The sequence below is a fragment of the Azoarcus sp. DD4 genome, assembly GCF_006496635.1.
Lineage (GTDB): Bacteria > Pseudomonadota > Gammaproteobacteria > Burkholderiales > Rhodocyclaceae > Azoarcus.
In genome coordinates this window covers 5,003,786-5,021,560 of sequence record NZ_CP022958.1, presented here as the reverse complement: position 1 = coordinate 5,021,560, position 17,775 = coordinate 5,003,786, and the positions used below count along the sequence as shown (strand labels likewise).

General features: G+C 65.1%; 15 protein-coding genes. 9 read left to right on the top strand and 6 right to left on the bottom strand.

All coding sequences use genetic code 11. The features are described from left to right. Nucleotides 1-2: 2 nt before the first annotated feature. The 6 genes from CJ010_RS23225 to CJ010_RS25770 all read right to left on the bottom strand — a co-directional run bounded on the left by CJ010_RS23225 (nucleotide 3) and on the right by CJ010_RS25770 (nucleotide 9,532). Nucleotides 3-1,925 (bottom strand): site-specific DNA-methyltransferase, encoded by a 1,923-nt coding sequence (locus CJ010_RS23225; protein WP_240794450.1) that lies wholly within the window; start codon nucleotides 1,923-1,925, stop codon nucleotides 3-5. Continuing rightward, nucleotides 1,922-2,722, bottom strand: a complete 801-nt coding sequence (locus CJ010_RS23220) for a DUF4391 domain-containing protein (RefSeq protein ID WP_009618166.1) — start codon at nucleotides 2,720-2,722, stop codon at nucleotides 1,922-1,924. The genes CJ010_RS23225 and CJ010_RS23220 overlap by 4 nt, the downstream gene beginning before the upstream one ends. Next, the gene (locus CJ010_RS23215; RefSeq protein ID WP_141020251.1) at nucleotides 2,722-4,944 is read right to left on the bottom strand and encodes a S8 family peptidase; all 2,223 of its coding nucleotides are present in this window, start codon (nucleotides 4,942-4,944) and stop codon (nucleotides 2,722-2,724) included. The genes CJ010_RS23220 and CJ010_RS23215 overlap by 1 nt, the downstream gene beginning before the upstream one ends. Nucleotides 4,945-5,070: 126 nt before the next feature. Next, nucleotides 5,071-6,057, bottom strand: coding sequence for an AAA family ATPase (locus CJ010_RS23210; RefSeq protein ID WP_141020250.1), 987 nt, complete (start codon nucleotides 6,055-6,057; stop codon nucleotides 5,071-5,073). A gap of 47 nt (nucleotides 6,058-6,104) precedes the next feature. After that, on the bottom strand, nucleotides 6,105-9,305 hold the full coding sequence (locus CJ010_RS23205) for a helicase-related protein (protein ID WP_141020249.1): 3,201 nt from the start codon (nucleotides 9,303-9,305) through the stop codon (nucleotides 6,105-6,107). After that, nucleotides 9,302-9,532 (bottom strand): helix-turn-helix domain-containing protein, encoded by a 231-nt coding sequence (locus CJ010_RS25770; RefSeq protein ID WP_043496594.1) that lies wholly within the window; start codon nucleotides 9,530-9,532, stop codon nucleotides 9,302-9,304. The genes CJ010_RS23205 and CJ010_RS25770 overlap by 4 nt, the downstream gene beginning before the upstream one ends. Before the next feature lie 413 nt (nucleotides 9,533-9,945). On the opposite strand from CJ010_RS25770, the gene CJ010_RS23190 reads away from it, so the two are divergent. The 9 genes from CJ010_RS23190 to CJ010_RS23150 all read left to right on the top strand — a co-directional run bounded on the left by CJ010_RS23190 (nucleotide 9,946) and on the right by CJ010_RS23150 (nucleotide 17,773). Beyond that, entirely contained in the window at nucleotides 9,946-10,317 is a 372-nt protein-coding gene (locus CJ010_RS23190) for an RAQPRD family integrative conjugative element protein (protein ID WP_141020248.1), read from the top strand. Further along, nucleotides 10,314-10,553 (top strand): TIGR03758 family integrating conjugative element protein, encoded by a 240-nt coding sequence (locus tag CJ010_RS23185; RefSeq protein WP_003294214.1) that lies wholly within the window; start codon nucleotides 10,314-10,316, stop codon nucleotides 10,551-10,553. The genes CJ010_RS23190 and CJ010_RS23185 overlap by 4 nt, the downstream gene beginning before the upstream one ends. 22 nt (nucleotides 10,554-10,575) lie before the next feature. Beyond that, the gene (locus CJ010_RS23180; protein ID WP_141020247.1) at nucleotides 10,576-10,944 is read left to right on the top strand and encodes a TIGR03745 family integrating conjugative element membrane protein; all 369 of its coding nucleotides are present in this window, start codon (nucleotides 10,576-10,578) and stop codon (nucleotides 10,942-10,944) included. A gap of 12 nt (nucleotides 10,945-10,956) precedes the next feature. Further along, nucleotides 10,957-11,367, top strand: a complete 411-nt coding sequence (locus CJ010_RS23175) for a TIGR03750 family conjugal transfer protein (protein ID WP_141020246.1) — start codon at nucleotides 10,957-10,959, stop codon at nucleotides 11,365-11,367. 79 nt (nucleotides 11,368-11,446) lie between these two features. Next, nucleotides 11,447-12,139, top strand: coding sequence for a PFL_4703 family integrating conjugative element protein (locus CJ010_RS23170; RefSeq protein ID WP_141020245.1), 693 nt, complete (start codon nucleotides 11,447-11,449; stop codon nucleotides 12,137-12,139). Continuing rightward, on the top strand, nucleotides 12,136-13,050 hold the full coding sequence (locus CJ010_RS23165; protein WP_141020244.1) for a TIGR03749 family integrating conjugative element protein: 915 nt from the start codon (nucleotides 12,136-12,138) through the stop codon (nucleotides 13,048-13,050). Before CJ010_RS23170 ends, CJ010_RS23165 begins: the two co-directional genes overlap by 4 nt. Further along, nucleotides 13,040-14,470, top strand: coding sequence for a TIGR03752 family integrating conjugative element protein (locus tag CJ010_RS23160; RefSeq protein WP_141020243.1), 1,431 nt, complete (start codon nucleotides 13,040-13,042; stop codon nucleotides 14,468-14,470). The genes CJ010_RS23165 and CJ010_RS23160 overlap by 11 nt, the downstream gene beginning before the upstream one ends. Next, nucleotides 14,451-14,885 carry a TIGR03751 family conjugal transfer lipoprotein gene (locus CJ010_RS23155; RefSeq protein ID WP_141020242.1) on the top strand — a complete coding sequence of 145 codons (435 nt, stop codon included), beginning with the start codon at nucleotides 14,451-14,453 and terminating at the stop codon, nucleotides 14,883-14,885. The genes CJ010_RS23160 and CJ010_RS23155 overlap by 20 nt, the downstream gene beginning before the upstream one ends. Further along, the gene (locus CJ010_RS23150) at nucleotides 14,885-17,773 is read left to right on the top strand and encodes a conjugative transfer ATPase (protein ID WP_141020241.1); all 2,889 of its coding nucleotides are present in this window, start codon (nucleotides 14,885-14,887) and stop codon (nucleotides 17,771-17,773) included. Before CJ010_RS23155 ends, CJ010_RS23150 begins: the two co-directional genes overlap by 1 nt. Nucleotides 17,774-17,775: the final 2 nt, after the last annotated feature.

Here is a 17,775-nt window from a genome sequence, read left to right as displayed (position 1 = left end):
CCTCACAGACTGCGCACGTTCTGGATGCCGTGCTGCTCCAGAATGGCGGCCAAGTTGGTCTTGGCCACGTCGTCGGCGAAGGCGCTGTCGCGGAACACGCAGGTTGCGTCGCCCACCGGCTGAAGTTCCTCGTGCCAGGCGACGATACCTTGCGCCAGCGGCTCCACATCGTCGCGGGTGATGTGCTCGGCCATGCAGGCCATCAGCACGCCGCCGCCCACCGAATGCACGTCGCGGCCCACGATCGAGCGCTTCTCAATCGGCACGCACAGGTCGAGGCCCAGCTTGAGCAGCAACTCGTAGAGCACGTCGGCTTCGCTGCGGCCTTCGACCAAATGTTCCTGGTGGGCGAACAGCGAGGCTTCTAGATCAGCCGGATTGGGATTCCAGGCGCGGATGTTGGAGGTGTCGAGTTTGAAGACGCGGAAGCCGACATCGCCTGAGAACAGCGAGTTCTCTGCCTTCACCTTGCTGCCCGCGCGCCGCATTCGCTCTGCGGTGATGTCGGCAATTGTCGAGTGGCCCCGAGCTGTCTTTTCTGGCAGTGGCTCTTGGAGCTGAACTGAAATACAGCGACGTGAGCCGGAGTCCTCGGCGTTTTGTTCAAGTGTGGCGTGAAACGTCGTACCAGAGCCTGCGAAGAAGTCCATTACGAGAGCCTCTTTCGGAGCCCCGATCTGAAGAATGCGCTTAATTAGCCTGACCGGCTTCGGCGTGATGAATAGGTCCTCTCCTGCATCGGCCTCCATAAGTTGCGAAAGCTCCTGCTTGGCATGTCTCGTGCTCCCTACGTCCTTCCAGGCCCAGTAAGTTTGTGGGACTACTCCGTCTTTCACTTCGGACAGAAAGCGCTTAATCCCTGGTCTGTTTTCGCCAGATGTTCCCCACCATATGCGTCCGTCGGCGTCCAACTCGCGAAACTTCTGCTCACTGACTCGCCAGTAGCTTCCAGCAGGTGGGCCGGAAATCACCTTGCCGGATGGCGTAGTTATGGGGTATCGCCCCTGTCCGTAAAAGTTTCGGGCTGCGAGATCCCCGAGGAGCCAAGGACCTCTCGGATCATTGTCCGGGTTCTTGTATCGGGCAACCATCTCGTCAGAACGTGGCAATGGGCAGGGCCGCCATACATCTGCGTTCTTGGCATAAATCACAATGTAGTCGTGGTCTTCGCTCAAGTGGACCGCTGAGTTCTTTGGACTGTCCATCTTGTGCCAAATCACATTCGCGATGAAGTTCTCTGGCCCGAACACCTCATCGAGGACATGCCGCAGATTGTGAATCTCCTGGTCAGCGATGCTGATGAAGACCGCCCCATCGTCCGCCATCAGCGCACGCGCGAGCCTCAACCGCGGATACATCATATTCAACCAGTCGGTGTGAAACCGCCCGCTGGCCTCAGTGTTGCTGCTGACCTTGCGCCCGCCTTCGGCTTGCCCAGTCAGCTCCAAATAGTTCTTGATGTTGTCCTGGAAGTTGTCCGGGTACACGAAGTCCTTGCCCGTGTTGTACGGCGGGTCGATGTAGATCAGCTTGACCTTGCCGGCATAGCTCTTCTGGAGGAGTTTGAGCACTTCGAGGTTGTCGCCCTCGATCATCAGGTTCTGCGTGGTGTCCCAGTCCACGCTCTCCTCGGGGCAGGGGCGCAGGGTGCCGGTCGAGGGGGTGAGCGCCAGTTGCCGCGCGCGCCGCTTGCCATGCCAGTTCAGGCCGTATTTCTCGTCAGCGTCGGTAACGGTGGCATCGCCGACCAGCGCCTTGAGCACGTCCACGTTCACCGCCGTGCCATTCTGCCCCTCGGTGATGAGTTCCGGGAACAGCGCCTTGAGTTGCTCGATGTTGCTGGCCACAAGGTCTGCGGACTGGGCCTCCGGGCTGGTCGCATCGATTTTCTGCATCTTTTTCTCCGCCATTCTTTCAATCTTCATAGCTGTTCGCGTGCTGCGGCCAATTCGACCAGCACGCGCTTGAGCGCGAGGTTGAGCTCAACCTGTCGCGCCAGTTGTTTTTCTTTGCCCGCCTGCGTGCGCAAGTGGGCCGCCTCGGACTCCAGCCGTGCGCATTCCTGCAGGGCAAGGCGGCGAGCTGCAGCCTGCTCCGGGCTGTCGGCCGCCTTGAACATCCCGGTCAACTTCGCCGCCAACAGCGCCTGCGCGCTGTCCATCCACCCCTGATACAAGGCGAAAAGCGAGGACCGAGGCTGGCGAGTCAAAGCGATGGCCTGAACGAATGCGGTCAGCGCATCGAGAGACGGCGCGTCCTCGGGCAACGACATGGACACCATGCCGCCGTCCAGCACCACTTTGCTCGCTTCGTTCTGTGCCCAGCGCTTATGTGCGAATGAGAGCGTCATGCTCTGCCCGGAGTACAGCAGCAACAGGACCGGATAGGGGACCGCGCGGTGCACCAGCTCGGCGAGGCGGGCAGCGTTCGCTGGCTTGGCTTTGTCTTGCCCGGGCTGGCTGCGCAGCGTCACGGCAAGCACCGCGATCTCCAGGTACACGCGCTGGTCGTCGCGATAGTCGGGCACGCCGATGGTGTTCGGCTTGAGTGCCGCGACCCACTGTATCTCCTCGACGGTATCGGCGATCAGTCGTTTGTCGGCGGCCGTGGGGGCTCCGTTCTCCAGCAGCAGCTTCTTCGGCACGCGCTGATCGACTCGGCAGCCGTCGGGCAGACCGAGCGAGGCGATGAATCCTGGTACGTCCAGCAGCATGGTTCGCATCACACCCTTGCACGAGCACGCGCCTGGACGCGGGCTTCAAGCACGGCGCGTACCTCGGCGTAGAGGTGGGCATTCGCCTGCTCGCGGTCGGCGAGCACCGCAGCAAGCGCATAGGGCTCTTCGCCATCGCGGCCGTTCGACCATGGGCTGTCCTGGCGAGTCACCACCACGAAGACCTTGTTGCCGTTCGCAAGCGCCTGTCTGAAGCTCCAGCGAGAAACCTGCAACGTGCCGTTCTTGCGTGCGTCGTTGGACAGCCAGCGACCGTTGCTGCGCTCTCCCATGCCTTGCTCACGGTTCCGACGGAAAGCCTGAGTGACCTCGTCCAGGCCACTCGCTGTTACCACGGAGAACCACAGCTTGCTCATGCGGTAGTCCAGCCGCGTGGTACGGACGGCTGGACTGTGCGCCAGGGCAACCGTTATCTCCCGCGTACGGCGACCGCCCGCCCAGAAGCTGTCAGGTAGCGGCAGCTCGAAAAAATGATGCTGGTCGTTGCCGATGCGCTCTTCGGTCAGCAAGGTGACGGTGTGGTCCAGCGAACGAAAGAGGGCAGCATCCTCGACACACCCATAGCCGATCAGACGCAGCAGCTTGTCGCGCCCTTCACCGTTGCCGTCGGGGTTGAGCAAGGTCTCGCAGGCTTGTGGCCAGCTGGCATGCGCGCCGATCAACGCACGCAACAGGTTCGGGGTGGCATTCGGCAGTTCGGCCAGGATCCTAGCCGCCTTATGCGCGACGACTGGGGCAGCATAGCTCGTCCCAATGTCCTCGCTGAACCCTGATCCGCCGGCAAAGCCGCCGTTGAGCGAGACCACGCCCAACCCTGCATGCCGCGGACGTGCAACCGCCCGCATCAGCGCGACATTGCCGGCATGCTCGACGACATCGGGTTTGATCGCGCCATTGATCGATAAGCCGCATCGCGTGAGCGGAAACGGCTGGTCAGTTCGCGCCAATGGTTGATCCTCAAGGGCGTTCGGATGCCGCTGCGCGTCCCTCGTCGCTTCGTTCTGCGCAATACCGCCTACCGTGAGCGCGTTCAGGGCAGTGGCCGGATCAAGCAAGCGCGCGGAGTCGGCAAGCAGATAGTCGGGATAGCGTTCTCGCGCGTCGTCTGGCAGCTCGGAAAGGTGCAGGTTGCCGGTGGGCACCACGAACAGGACACCAAGCTCTCGCGTCAGGCGATCCAGGGTGTAGGCCAGGCCGCGAACGTGGCGCCCGTCATAGACCTTGTTGAGATCGCCATAGCTCAGATTGAAGACACGACACCCGTACTGGCCGTGCAACTCGCGCACAGCCTCCTCCACCGCCTTCTCGACGAACTCGGTCTGGTCGTTGCCGTCGTCATTGAAGACCTTCCCGGAGAAGAGCCGGAGCTGCGGGACGAAGCGCCCGTCGCGGATCGCAGCCCCCACGTCCCCATACAGCGCCAAGCCGGCGACAAAAGTTCCGTGCCAGGGTTGATCGTCATGCGGGGTCCGATGGGGAGAAAGGTAGCCTTGTGCATCGCCCACTGCCGGCCCCAGCAAGGGGTGTCCAGGCGTCAGTCCCGAATCGAGTACCGCGACGGACGGAGCGCCGTCATCGGGAGGCAGGACTGCGGGAAACTGATTGATATCGGTGAGCAGCAGTTGGACGGCAATGCCGAGCCGCGGGGGAAGATCGACCGTGCGCACGTCGCGATGCCGCAGGACCCGATCCGCCTGCTCTCGCGTACAGCGCATCCGCACCATCAGGAGGGAAGGCTGCGTGAGGCTATCCAGCCGCTCTATGCCGTATTCCTGCAGCCAGCGGGAAAACGCCTCCATAAGCGCCTGGCGTCTGTCCTGCCGTTCCTGGGGCCACAGTTCCACATCAAGCGTGAAGAGTTCCTCGGCGGGAAACCCCTGCTCGCGCAGCGCTGCGCCAGTACGATCCTGGGGCGTCCAGTGGTCGAAGTCCTCGATGACGAACAGAAGCTCCTTGCGCGTCACCACGCCGTCGCGGGCGAGCGTACTGAGACGACTCTCGAACTCGGCGAGACCTTCTTCTGTGGCGAAGGCCAGCACGATCGACTCGTCTTCCTGGCTGACGATCTCAACACCGGGAATAGCGTCGAATGCAGGAACGCTCTTGTCGCCAGCACGCAGCTGAATCTTAAGGAGCTTTCGGTCGTCGAAACCACCTAGGTCTTCAGCGTCGATTCGCCCTCGCGCCACGACGAGCTTCTGTGCCAACATCGCGCCATGCGCTCGGGGGTCGGCCGGCGGCCGAACACCGGGATGTCGTCTTGGATGCCGTTCAGTCGACGGCGCCTCTCGCTGCAGGCGCAGGTGCTCGTAAGCCACGGTCTCTTACCCCCCAACTCAGCCCTTATGGCGGTATTCGCGAGCCAGCGCGGTATCGATGTGGGCCTTCTCGAGGAATTCCCGTCCGGACAGGATCATTTCCTTCACCGCCCGGCGCAGTACGCGCTCGATATCGGCATGGGACATTCCCTTGAACTGCGAGGCAACTTGGCCGTCGTCCGCCTCGAAATTTCGGCGAATGCCGGACAGCTTCAATGACAGCAGGCGTTTGATCTGCTCAAGACTGGGCAGCTCGAAACGCAAGATCTCGTCGAAACGCCGCCACACCGCCTTGTCCAGCAGGGACTCGTAGTTGGTCGTCGCGATGAGGATGCTCTCCCCACGGTAGCCGTCCATCATCTGCAGGACTGCGTTCACGGAGCGCTTCAGCTCGCCGTGATCGGCGCTGTCGCCACGATCCTTGGTCAGCGCATCGAATTCATCGAAGAGCGCCACCACCGGCTGACTCGCCACGTAGTCGAACACTTTGCGCAGATTGGCCGCCGTCTCACCCAGGAAGGACGAAATAAGCGAATCGAGCCGGACCAGAACCAGGGGCATCGACAAGCTGTGCGCGATGACCTCCGCAGCCAGCGTCTTGCCGCAACCCGGCGGCCCACAAAACAAGAGCTTCTGCGCGGGATGCATCCCGAAGGATCGCAACACATCGGCACGGTTGTGCTCCATCAGGATCTCATCCAGCGCCGACTTCGTAGCGTCAGAGAGGATGATGTCCTTTTCCTCTCGAATCACGGCACGCTCTTCGAGCAGCGCCAAACCATTGTCCTTGTTCGTCGGCAGATTGGTCACGGCATGCAGCCTGCGGGAGCCAGGACCGGGTTTGGCCTGATCGCCGTAAAGCAGGTGCTCGAGATCGTTGGCGAGCAGATGATGGTTCTTCTCGCGCTCTTCCTTGATGACCGCTTCGGAGGCGGAACGGAATCTGGCGAGATCCCCTTGTACGCCGGATTTGATCAGTTGCCTGAGCAATTTTCCGCTAGCCATAAATGTCCCCTAGATTCTTCAACGCATTCTCTCGGTAAGTTTCCTGTTCACTCTTGGGACAGCACTACCATGAATGCCAACACTTCAAAGTCATTGCTTCCGGCGAACTCGCCTTTGATGGCATGCGTGCCGCCCGGCGAAAACAGACTGGCCACTGCGCGTTCCTCGTTCTTGCCGACAACCGACGCTACGCTTGCTGCGAGCAGCTTTTGCGCATGGCGCATGTCTTCGCCGTGCTTGGTGGCCTTGTCGAAGCGGGCGCAGGCGCCAGCGTCGGGCAGGTCGCGACCCAGCGCCAGGCGCTTGAGCCGGTCGAGAATGCGTTTGGCCTGGGTGTAGGGCAGCAACACGGCACCGTCGTCGCCGACGTGGACGAGGTAATGGGGTGACAAGGGGTAGTCCGATTCCTTGGCTTTGTGTGCCGCCGGGCCCTCGGCGCGCAGGCAGAAGATCACACCAGGCGGAATGTCGGCGTCGATACTGGTGGTGACCGCGTAGGCCCCCAATGGCTGGTTATCCAGTTTGCCGGGATGCGCCTTGAGGTGCTGGGCCAGATCGATGCGGAAGTCCGTGAGCGTCAGGTCGGTAATTGATACGCCGGTGGACAGGTCTTCCAGGTCGATTACCGTGTCCTGCAGCTTGAGCAGCTGCTTGCGCCGGTACTCCAGATCGTTCATCGGGTTGCCGGACTGTTGCTCGATGAGGTTTTCCTCACCGGTGGCGGAGACGTCGAGCAGCACCATGCGGCCGCTGACGCGCTGTTCCAGATTGATGTATTCCTCCAGCTCCATGTTGGGCCAGAAGTTAACCAGCTGGATGCGTTCGTTGGGGGAGCCGATGCGGTCGATCCGACCGAAGCGCTGGATGATGCGCACCGGGTTCCAGTGGATGTCATAGTTGATCAGCCAGTCGCAGTCCTGCAGGTTCTGGCCTTCGGAAATGCAGTCGGTGGCGAAGAGCAGGTCCAGCTCGCCCTCGTCGGCCAAATCCGCTGGCCGCTCCTTGGAGCGCGGCGAGAACGCCGTAAGGATGGACGCCAGGTCCTTGCGCAGATGTGGCAGCGTGCTCTGATTTCGGCCCGCACCGGTAACGAGCGCCGACTCGATGCCGAGCGTGGCCTTCGCCCACGGCGCCAGTTGCGCGTAGAGGTATTCGGCGGTGTCCGCGAAGGCGGTGAAGACGATGAACTTGCGGTTGCCGGCATTGATCGGGTTGCGGCATTTGTCCTCGATCATGTTGCGCAAGGCGGCCAGCTTGGCGTCCCGAGCAGCATCGACCTGCTTGGCTGCGGCCAGCAGGGTGGCCAGACGGTTACGGTCTTCGATCAGGTCTTGTTTCCAACGGATGAGGTCGACGTCGCTGAGCAGTACCTTGACCTTGCGCCCGACCAGCAAGGTCTCGAAGGCGGGGTCATCGATGTCGACGTCGGCGATGTCGATTTCCTCGATGTCGGAAGCAGAAGCCTCGATGCGTGCGAGCGTGGTCTCCACGTCGCGAAGCTGGCGCTCGACGGTCAGGGTGAACGAGGACACCGCGCTTTCCATGCGCTTGAGCACGTTGACTCGCAGCAGGTGGATCAGGCTCTCTTCGCGGTCCACCTGACGGAAGAAGCTTTCGCCCCCGCGGATCTGAGTGCTGTACTTTGCGTCGTAGGCGGCTTGTTTGTGGGGCAGGACGTACCGCAATGGCGCATAGCTGGCCAGATTGAGCCGCCGAATTTCGAGGTTGATGTCCCGGATGCTGCGGAACTCGCCGGCACGGTCCACATCGGCCTTGATGTTGATCGGTGGCAGACGATCCGGGAAGCGGCCTGTCTCGCTGGTGCCGTAGTACTTCTCGATGTGCTTGCGCGAGCGGGCGATGGTGAGGTGATCCAGTAGGGTGAAATAGTCGAAGCCCAGCATCTCGACCAGCCTCGCGGGTGTCTTTTCGGACTCGTCGAGGTTCAACCAGCGGTTGAACTGGGTCTGCGCCTTGCGGGTGGTTGCCTCGATGCTGGCGATGCCGTGTTCCAGCAAGGCGGTGTCGTCGCCCTCCGTGACGAAGGCGATCTGGTTGCGCAGATCGGCCAGGCGGTTATTGACGGGCGTGGCCGACAGCATCAAGACCCGCGTCTTGACACCTTCCTTGATGATCCGTCGCATCAGACGGTCGTAGCGGGACTCCTTGCCCTTGTGCGTGGCCTTATTGCGGAAGTTGTGGGACTCATCGATCACCACGAGGTCGTAGTTGCCCCAGTTCACGTGCGACAGATCGATGTCGCCAGACGTGCCGCCGTCGCGCGAGAGATCGGTGTGGTTCAGGACATCGTAGTTGAGGCGGTCGGCCGCCAGGACGTTGCGCTTGTCGTTGGCCTTGTAGAGCGTCCAGTTGTCGCGCAGGCGCTTTGGCGCCAGTACCAGCACGCGATCGTTGCGCAGCTCGTGATACTTGATGATCGCCAGGGCCTCGAAGGTTTTCCCAAGGCCCACGCTGTCGGCGATGATGCAGCCGCCGAAGCGGTTGAGCTTGTCGATGGCGCCGACCACACCATCGCGCTGGAATTTGAAGAGCTTCTTCCACACCACCGTATTGCGGATACCCGTGGCGGACTTGACGATGCGCTCTTCGTCCATTTCGTCGCCACTGTCGCGAAAAAGGTGATGCAGGATGAGTGCATACAACGAGAAGGGGTCGCGGTGCTCGCCAATCGTGCGGAGAGCTTCGCGTAAAACTTCACGCCCACTGCTGGCGTCCGCAGAGTGAGTCCGCAGACCAGCCCATTGATGATCGAACCATCTGGCAAGTTGCGCGGCTTCATCGGCCGACTCGGAAGCCTGGATCAAGCTCAACGGGTTTCCCGGAGTCAAGCCGAGCCCATCGGTGCTGAAAGCAAAGGAACCGAGAACCACCTGCTCCGGCTGCTCTTGACCATTTCGTATGACTGCCGCCCCTTGCGGCACCGGGCCCGCAGCTCGCCGCAAGTCGACCTTGTCGCCGATCCATTTTGCACACTGGTTGGCTAGCCACCGGACCTGCAGGCGGTTGCGTGCGGCACGATCGCCTTCACCACCCAAGAACCCCAACTCCGTGTCGCCGGGAGGCAGAACGAGCTGGACGCGTTCCAGCGCCGTGAGCGCATCTCGCAGCTCGGCAAACGCGAAGAGGGAGAACGACGGGGTCACGCAGCCGAGCTGGTTGCCATGCTTTAAGTGGGGGCGCATTAGGTCGATGACGCGGTCTGCGCCCGTGTTGTGGATCAGTTTCATGACCGGCGCCCCCCTTTCAACAGATCATCCCCGCCTTGCTGCTGATCGCCCGACGACTGCTGTTTGATCCAGCCGTCGATGTCCGCACGGGAGAAGCGCCATATCCCGCCCACCTTAAAGGCCGGAATCTTCTTGGCTGCTGCCAAGCGATAGACCGTGCGCTTGCCCACCTTGAGGTAGGCAGCCACTTCATCGAGGGTCAATATCTGTCCGGGCTCGTCTTTCATTGCTTCCCCACCCGGTGAGGGTGGCACAGGCGGTAGTGACAATCCTGGCAAGTGTAGAGCAAACCAGTGCAATGCTGAACAGCTAAATGCGCAGTTCGCCGGCGCGAGGTCATCCAGTTCGTGAGGGGATAGCCCCACCACGGGGGCCAGCGCCACGTCGCGCCAAGCCGCCACCGCGGTGGCGACCTCGGCCAGCGGAGAGAAGTAGGCGCACCGCGCCAGCAGGGTTTCCACATCAGTGACCGGCCCGTCTTGCTCTAGCAGCCAGGTCCTGGACTCCCAGCCCTTGTCCGGAAACGGCGCTACGCCAACCATCGAGGCAAATCCGGTGCACCGCCCGTTCCGATTCTTTGCGGCACACCCAAGCTTCACGCCGCAGCATCTCGCCATCCAGACGACTGTGGAACGGCGTGATGACACCCCTTGGCAACCTGACGAGCGCCTGGCGCCGTGTGCCGGCCCTGGCCGTGGCGCTGACCATCGCGCTGGCCGGCGCATCGCCCGCATCGGCCGGCGATGCCAGCGCTGAACACGAGCAACTGGCGGCCCTTGCCCGCCAACTCAACCTGATCGACCGCCTCGCCGAGCACGCCGCCAATTCCGCTCTGCAGGAACGCGCCCGCTACCACTTCGACTACGCCCGACTGCGCGCAGACCTGAAGCGCGTTCGCGCCGGCCTGCAGGACTATCTCGTGCCCCAGCGCGCCCAGCCGCGCGATCCCGTCCCGCTGGCCGGCGACTACGTCCGCCGCGACCGCGCCGACGACGAGGCGCCGTCGCCATGACGCCCTCTGCCGACCAGGTCGCCGCCTTCCAGGCCAACGGCGGCTTTGCGCCTTCGGCCGTCGCTGCCGTGGTGCTGGGCTTCGTGTTCGCCGTATTGCTGCTGTGGGGCGTGTGGGCCATGCGCACCGCCTACGTCGGCTGGGCCGAGCACCGCATCACTGAACGTCAGTTCCTCGCCGTCGTCGTGCGCTTCGTGGCGATGTACCTGGTGCTGACCTTCTTCCTCCTCTCCTGACCGTCACGAAGGGCCATACGCCATGAACACGACACCGACACCCCATCGCATTCCATCCCGCATCGCCGCTCCGCTGCTGCCGCTCGCGCTCGCGGGCCTGCCGCTGTCGGCCTTCGCGCAGGGCCTGCCGACCATGGAAGACCCATCGCGCGGCCAGGGCAGCGGCATCCTGCAGACCTTGCAAAACTACGGCTACGACATCGTGCTGCTGATCGCGCTGCTCGTGGTCGCCTCGATGTTCGTCGGTGTCTGCTATCACGCCTACACACGCTACTCGGAGATCCACACCGGCCGCGCCACCTGGGGCCAGTTCGGCCTGACGGTCGCCGTGGGCGCGATCCTGTTGGTGGTCGGCATCTGGCTGCTCACCAAGGCCACCGGCGTGCTGTGAGGGCGGCAAGCGATGGCCGTCCCTCCGGAGACCCCGCGCGACACGCTGGTGATCTTCCTGCCGCACCGGCTGAACCGCCAGCCGGTGGTCGTGCGCGGGCTGACCGCCGACGAGTTGTGGATTTGCGCCGGCCTGTCGGCCGCCGCCGGGTTCGCGCTCGGCCTGCCGCTGGCCTGGCTCACGCACAGCATCGCCATGGTGCCCACGCTGATCGTCGCCGGCATCGCGTTGGGCGTCTTCGTCGGCGGCGGCTTCCTGCGCGCGCAGAAGCGCGGCCGGCCCGACACCTGGCTGTACCGGCAGCTCCAGTGGCGGTTGGCCCTGCGACATCCGGCGCTGGCAGCGCTCCTGGGCGGCCAGCGCCTCATCACCCGCTCGGGCTACTGGACTACCCGGCGCAATGCCCATCGAGGTGCGCCATGAGCGCGCCCGCACGGCCGCCCCAAGGGCGCGCGAACCTCCCTCGGGGAGGATGTCGCGTCAGCGACAGGAGGGTAGTTCAGTGAGCCGTTTCAAGAACGAGATTGCGCACCTGCAGGCGCACTTGAAGACGCTGCGTCTGGGGGCCGGCGCGTTGTTCGTGGTTGCGCTGCTGCTCGCCTTCGGCTGGTGGAGTGCGCCGAAGAGTCTCACCATCCATGTGCCGCCGGACCTGCGCTCGGGCAGCACGCGCAAGTGGTGGGACGTGCCGCCCGAGAGCGTGTATGCCTTCTCGTTCTACATCTGGCAGCAGGTGCAGCGCTGGCCCACGAACGGCGAAGAAGACTACCCGCGCAACCTGCGCGCGCTGTCGGCCTACTTCACGCCGAGCTGCCGGGCCTTCCTGCAACAGGACTACGAGTACCGGCGCGCCAGTGGCGAGCTGCGTCAGCGCGTGCGCGGCATCTACGAGATTCCCGGCCGCGGCTACGGCGATGATCCGGCCACGCGCGTCAAGGTGCTCTCCGACCGCGATTGGATCGTCACGCTCGACGTGAGCGCGGACGAATACTACGGCTCCGAGCAGGTCAAGCGCGCCCTGGTGCGCTACCCCATCAAGGTCGTCCGGCTGGACATCGACCCCGAGCGCAACCCCTTCGGCCTGGCGCTGGACTGCTACGCCAGCGCACCCCAGCGCATCGAACCGCCGCCGACGCCGACCCAGGCCGGCATGCCCGCCAGCGCCTCCGGCCATCTGCAGGGAGACTCCCCATGAAGCCCGTTGCCTTGTCGGCCCTGGCCGGCGTCCTGCTGATCCTCGGTCTCGTGCCGGCCAGCCAGGCCGTGGAAATCCTGCGCTGGGAGCGGCTGCCCCTGCCGGTGCCGCTGGTGGTCGGCCAGGAGCGCGTGGTCTTCATCGACCGCAATGTGCGCGTCGGCGTGCCGGCCAGCGTCGGCGATCACCTGCGCGTGCAGAGTGCGGGCGGCGCGATCTACGTGCGGGCGAGCGAGCCGATTCCGCCCACGCGGCTGCAACTGCAGGACGTGGAATCCGGCGCGCTGATCCTGCTCGACATCGCCGCCGAGCCGGCGAAGGACGGCCAGGCGCCGCTGGAGCCGGTGCGCATCGTGGAGGCGGAAGCCCCCGCGAAGCGCTACGGCGGCGGTGCAGCAAGTGGCGCGGACGAGCAGGCCGATGCGCCCACAGACAAATCCGTTCCCCGGCGCGAAACGCCGGTATCGGTCGTGCTGACGCGCCATGCCGCGCAGAACCTGTACGCGCCGCTGCGCACCGTCGAGCCGGTCGCCGGCATCGGGCGCGTGAACCTGCGCCGCGGCCTCGCGCTGGACACCTTGCTGCCGACGCTGCCGGTGCACGCGCGGGCATTGGCCGCGTGGCGCCTGGAAGACCAGTGGGTGACGGCCGTGCGGCTCACCAATATCTCGGCGCGCTGGCTCGACCTCGACCCGCGCGCCCTGCAGGGGAACTTCGTGGCGGCGACCTTCCAGCATCCGAACCTGGGGCCGGCCGGCACCCCGTCCGACACCACGGTGCTCTACCTGGTCACGCGCGGCCACGGCCTGGCCGAGGCGCTGCTGCCGGCGCTGAGCCCGATCGACGCCACCGTGAACCTGCCGCCGGCCGCCGCGGCCGGCTCGACCGGAGGAGCGCGCGATGAAGAGTAATCCGCTGCTCAAGTGGCTGCTGATCCCGATGGCGCTGCTGCTGGTGTTCGTCGGCATCAAGCTGTTCTCCGGCGCCCCGGGCGGCCAGACCGCCTCCAAGGGCGCGGCCAGTACGCTCACGCCCGACGAGATGAAAGCCCTGGGCATCGCAGGCGACACGCCGCGCGATACCGTCGCCACGCTGGTGGCCCAGGTGAAGCAGTTGCGCACCGAGCTGCAGAGCGCGCTCGGCGACAACAAGCAGCACAAGGCCGAGAACGAGCGTCTGCGTGCGCGGGAAAGCGCGATCGACCAACGCATTCAGAGCGCGCTGGAAGGCGAGCGCAACCGCCTGGAGCAGGAGCGCAATCAGGTGGCCAGCGACAGGCAGCAGACCCAGGGGTTGCTGCAGGATCTGCAGCGGCAACTGGACGGCCTTTCCGGCAAGGGTGGCCCGTCCGACCTGCCCGTCGGGCTGGGGCTGGAAGAGGGTGACGGCAAGCGCTTCAACCGCGGCACCAGTGGCACGCAGTGGGTCGAGCCCGACGATGCCAAGGTCGACGCCAAGAACGGCAACAAGGAGCCGAGCTTTCCCCTGAACTTCGGGCCGGCCCAGAAAAGCCTGTCGGCCGCAGTGGAATCCGTCGCCGACGTCGGCAGCCGCGCCGTGGGCGCATCTACGAAGGCCGTGTACACCGTGCCGTCGAACTCGACGCTCATGGGGTCGGTTGCCATGACGGCGCTGATCGGGCGCGTGCCGATCGATGGAACCGTCAACGACCCGTACCCGTTCAAGGTGCTGATCGGCCCGGATAACCTCACCGCCAACGGCATCGACATCCCTGACGTGGCCGGCGCCGTGGTCAGCGGCACGGCCTCGGGCGATTGGACGCTCTCGTGCGTGCGCGGGCAAATCCGCTCGGTCACGTTCGTGTTCGAGGACGGCACCATCCGCACGGTGCCGGAGGACAGTGGCAAGGGCGGTAGCGGCGGCAACTCGGGGCACAACGGCGCCAGCATCCAGGGCGGCCTAGGCTGGATCAGCGACCCCTACGGCATCCCCTGCGTCAGCGGCGAGAGGCGCAGCAATGCCCAGCAGTACCTGGGCAGCCAGGCGCTCATCACCGCGGCCGGCGCCGGCGCGGCCTCGCTCATCAAGTCCGACAACGGCAGCGTGGCCGTGGTCGCCAACAGCAACGGCTCGCTGGGCACCGTCGGCATCAGCGGCAACGAAGCGATGGGCCGCATCCTCGCGGGCGGTGTGCGCGACATGGCCGATTGGGTCAACAAGCTCTACGGCCAGGCCTTCGCGGCGGTCTACGTGCAGCCGGGCGCTAAGGTGGCCGTGCATCTGGAGCAGCCGCTCGACATCGACTACGACGCCAAGGGGCGCCGGGTCCACCACCGCACTGGAGAAACCCATGCCTCGGACCTGGATTGACGCGGCCGCCGTGCTGCTGGCGGCCACCCTGCTCGGCGGCTGCGCCACCAGCAAGGAGAAGCTGCTGCCGCACGGCGACAGCACCATGCTCGACATCTGGCACCAGGAGACCGGCGGCAGCGCGGGCGGCGGCCAGGCCGCGCGGCAACTGCTCGATGCGCGCCAGGGCCTGCGCCGGCCGCTGACCGAGGCGGATGTGCAGGCGGCGCCCGGCGTGCAGGCGCGCTACACCCGTACCGCGCAGAACGAGATTTACCGCCAGTTCCACCGTCTGCCGAACCCCGACCTGGTGATGTACGTGTTCCCGCACCTGGCGGGCACCGACCCGGTGCCGGTGCCCGGCTACAGCACGGTGTTCCCGCTCTACCAGCGCGTGCAGTACGCGATGCCGGGCGAGCGGGTGGAGGACTACTGATGGCCTGGTCGCTGCCGTGGTCACGCAAGCCCGACGCATCGCCTGCTGACGCCGTAGATGCGGCCGATGATGCCTGGGCACGGCACGTAACGGCGCTGGCGGCACAGGGTGTCGCCGAGCCGGGCAGCGCGCTCGGCCGGGGCCGGCGCAAGCCGGCCACCCAGGCCGATCACGATGCGCTCTATGGCGTCGCGCCGTCGTTCGCGGACCTGCTGCCCTGGGTCGAGTACCTGCCCGGCAGCAAGTGCATGTTGCTGGAAGATGGCCAGTCGGTGGCGACCTTCTTCGAACTGGCGCCGGTCGGCACCGAGGGCCGCGAGATGGCCTGGCTATGGCAGGCGCGCGATGCGCTGGAGAACGCCCTGCAGGACGCCTTCGACGAGTTGGACGACAACCCCTGGGTGGTGCAGCTCTACGCCCAGGACGAGGCCGACTGGGACAACTATCTGCGCTCCCTGGCGAACTATCTGCAGCCGCGTGCGCAGGGCAGCGCGTTCAGCGACTTCTACCTGCGCTTCTTCGCCCATCACCTGCGGGCCATCGCCAAGCCGGGTGGCCTGTTCGAGGACACCACGGTGACGCGCCTGCCGTGGCGCGGCCAAGTCCGGCGCGTGCGCATGGTGGTCTACCGCCGCACGTCCGCGGCCCCGACCCCACGGCGCGGCCAGTCTCCCGAGCAGGTGCTGACCACGATCTGCGACCGCCTCGTCGGCGGGCTGGCGAATGCCGGCGTGAAAGCCCGGCGTCTCGGCGCGGCGGACATTCACGCCTGGCTGCTGCGCTGGTTCAACCCGAATCCGACCCTGCTCGGCGCCACTGCCGAAGATCGGGAACGCTTCTACGCGCTGACCCGCTACCCGGAAGAGCGGGAGGAGGGCGAGATCGAACTCGCCAGCGGCACCGACTTCGCACAACGGCTGTTCTTTGGCCAGCCCCGTTCGGACGTGCCCAACGGCCTGTGGTTCCTCGACGGCATGCCGCATCGGGTGATCGTGATGGATCGCCTGCGCACGCCACCCGTGACGGGCCATCTGACGGGCGAGACGCGCAAAGGCGGCGACGCCATGAACGCGCTGTTCGACCAGATGCCCGAGGACACTGTGATGTGCCTGACGCTGGTCGCCACACCCCAGGACGTACTGGAGGCGCACCTCAACCACCTCGCCAGGAAGGCCGTCGGCGAGACCCTGGCCTCGGAGCAGACCCGCCAGGACGTGCAGCAGGCGCGCGGCCTGATCGGCAGCGCGCACAAGCTCTACCGCGGCGCGCTGGCGTTCTACCTGCGTGGCCGCGACCTGGCCCAGCTCGATGCGCGCGGCCTGCAGCTCGTCAACGTGATGCTCAACGCCGGCCTGCAACCGGTACGCGAAGAGGACGAGGTGGCGCCGCTGAACAGCTATCTGCGCTGGCTACCGTGCGTGTTCGATCCGGCTGCCGACAAGCGCCAGTGGTACACCCAGCTCATGTTCGCGCAGCACGCGGCGAACCTGGCGCCGGTCTGGGGCCGCAGCCAGGGCACGGGGCATCCGGGCATCACGTTCTTCAACCGCGGCGGCGGCCCGATCACCTTCGATCCGTTGAACCGCCTCGACCGGCAGATGAACGCGCATCTTTTCCTGTTCGGCCCCACGGGTTCGGGCAAGAGCGCGACGCTCAACAACATCCTGAATCAGGTGACGGCGATCTATCGGCCGCGCCTGTTCATCGTCGAGGCGGGCAACAGCTTCGGCTTGTTCGGCGACTTCGCGGCACGGCTGGGTCTCACCGTGCATCGGGTGAAGCTCGCGCCCGGCGCGGGCGTCAGTCTGGCTCCGTTCGCCGACGCCTGGCGCCTGGTCGATACGCCGAGCCAGGTACAGACGCTGGACGCCGATGCGCTCGACGAAGACCAGACCGATGCCGGCATGGCCGTGGAAGGCGATGAGCAGCGTGACGTGCTCGGTGAGCTGGAGATTACTGCACGACTGATGATCACCGGCGGCGAGGACAAGGAAGAAGCGCGCATGACGCGTGCCGACCGCAGCCTGATCCGCCAGTGCATTCTCGATGCAGCACAGTGCTGCGTAGCGGAGAAGCGCACAGTACTGACCCGCGACGTGCGCGACGCGCTGCGCGAGCGCGCCCGCGACGCCACGCTGCCGGAGATGCGGCGCGCACGGCTGCTGGAGATGGCCGACGCCATGGACATGTTCTGCCAGGGCGTGGACGGCGAGATGTTCGACTGGTCCGGCACGCCGTGGCCCGAGGCGGACATCACGATCGTGGACCTGGCCACCTTCGCGCGCGAGGGCTACAACGCCCAACTCTCGATTGCCTACATCTCGCTCATCAACACCGTCAACAACATCGCCGAGCGCGACCAGTTCCTGGGCCGTCCGATCATCAACGTGACGGACGAAGGCCACATCATCACGAAGAACCCGCTGCTCGCGCCCTACGTGGTCAAGATCACCAAGATGTGGCGCAAGCTCGGCGCCTGGTTCTGGCTCGCCACGCAGAACCTCGACGACTTGCCGAAGGCGGCCGAGCCCATGCTCAACATGATCGAGTGGTGGATCTGCCTGTCGATGCCACCCGATGAAGTGGAGAAGATCGCGCGCTTCCGCGAACTCAACGCTTCGCAGAAGGCGCTGATGCTCTCGGCGCGCAAGGAGGCCGGCAAGTTCAGCGAGGGCGTCATCCTGTCCAAGTCGATGGAGGTGCTGTTCCGCGCCGTGCCGCCCAGCCTCTACCTGGCGATGGCGATGACCGAGCCCGAGGAGAAGGCCGAACGCTTCCAGTTGATGCAGCAGCACGGCATCAGCGAACTGGATGCCGCCTTCCGCGTGGCCGAGAAGATCGACCGCGCGCGGGGCATCGAACCTCTGACGCTGGACACGCTGGCCTGACG

Coding starts and splice junctions, on each gene's coding strand:
- CJ010_RS23225 (WP_240794450.1), bottom strand. CDS start 1,925: ATGAAGATTGAAAGAATGGCGGAGAAAAAGATGCAGAAAATCGATGCG.
- CJ010_RS23185 (WP_003294214.1), top strand. CDS start 10,314: ATGACGCCCTCTGCCGACCAGGTCGCCGCCTTCCAGGCCAACGGCGGC.
- CJ010_RS23210 (WP_141020250.1), bottom strand. CDS start 6,057: ATGGCTAGCGGAAAATTGCTCAGGCAACTGATCAAATCCGGCGTACAA.
- CJ010_RS23175 (WP_141020246.1), top strand. CDS start 10,957: ATGGCCGTCCCTCCGGAGACCCCGCGCGACACGCTGGTGATCTTCCTG.
- CJ010_RS23165 (WP_141020244.1), top strand. CDS start 12,136: ATGAAGCCCGTTGCCTTGTCGGCCCTGGCCGGCGTCCTGCTGATCCTC.
- CJ010_RS23160 (WP_141020243.1), top strand. CDS start 13,040: ATGAAGAGTAATCCGCTGCTCAAGTGGCTGCTGATCCCGATGGCGCTG.
- CJ010_RS23190 (WP_141020248.1), top strand. CDS start 9,946: ATGACACCCCTTGGCAACCTGACGAGCGCCTGGCGCCGTGTGCCGGCC.
- CJ010_RS23220 (WP_009618166.1), bottom strand. CDS start 2,722: ATGCGAACCATGCTGCTGGACGTACCAGGATTCATCGCCTCGCTCGGT.
- CJ010_RS25770 (WP_043496594.1), bottom strand. CDS start 9,532: ATGAAAGACGAGCCCGGACAGATATTGACCCTCGATGAAGTGGCTGCC.
- CJ010_RS23205 (WP_141020249.1), bottom strand. CDS start 9,305: ATGAAACTGATCCACAACACGGGCGCAGACCGCGTCATCGACCTAATG.
- CJ010_RS23155 (WP_141020242.1), top strand. CDS start 14,451: ATGCCTCGGACCTGGATTGACGCGGCCGCCGTGCTGCTGGCGGCCACC.
- CJ010_RS23215 (WP_141020251.1), bottom strand. CDS start 4,944: ATGTTGGCACAGAAGCTCGTCGTGGCGCGAGGGCGAATCGACGCTGAA.
- CJ010_RS23150 (WP_141020241.1), top strand. CDS start 14,885: ATGGCCTGGTCGCTGCCGTGGTCACGCAAGCCCGACGCATCGCCTGCT.
- CJ010_RS23180 (WP_141020247.1), top strand. CDS start 10,576: ATGAACACGACACCGACACCCCATCGCATTCCATCCCGCATCGCCGCT.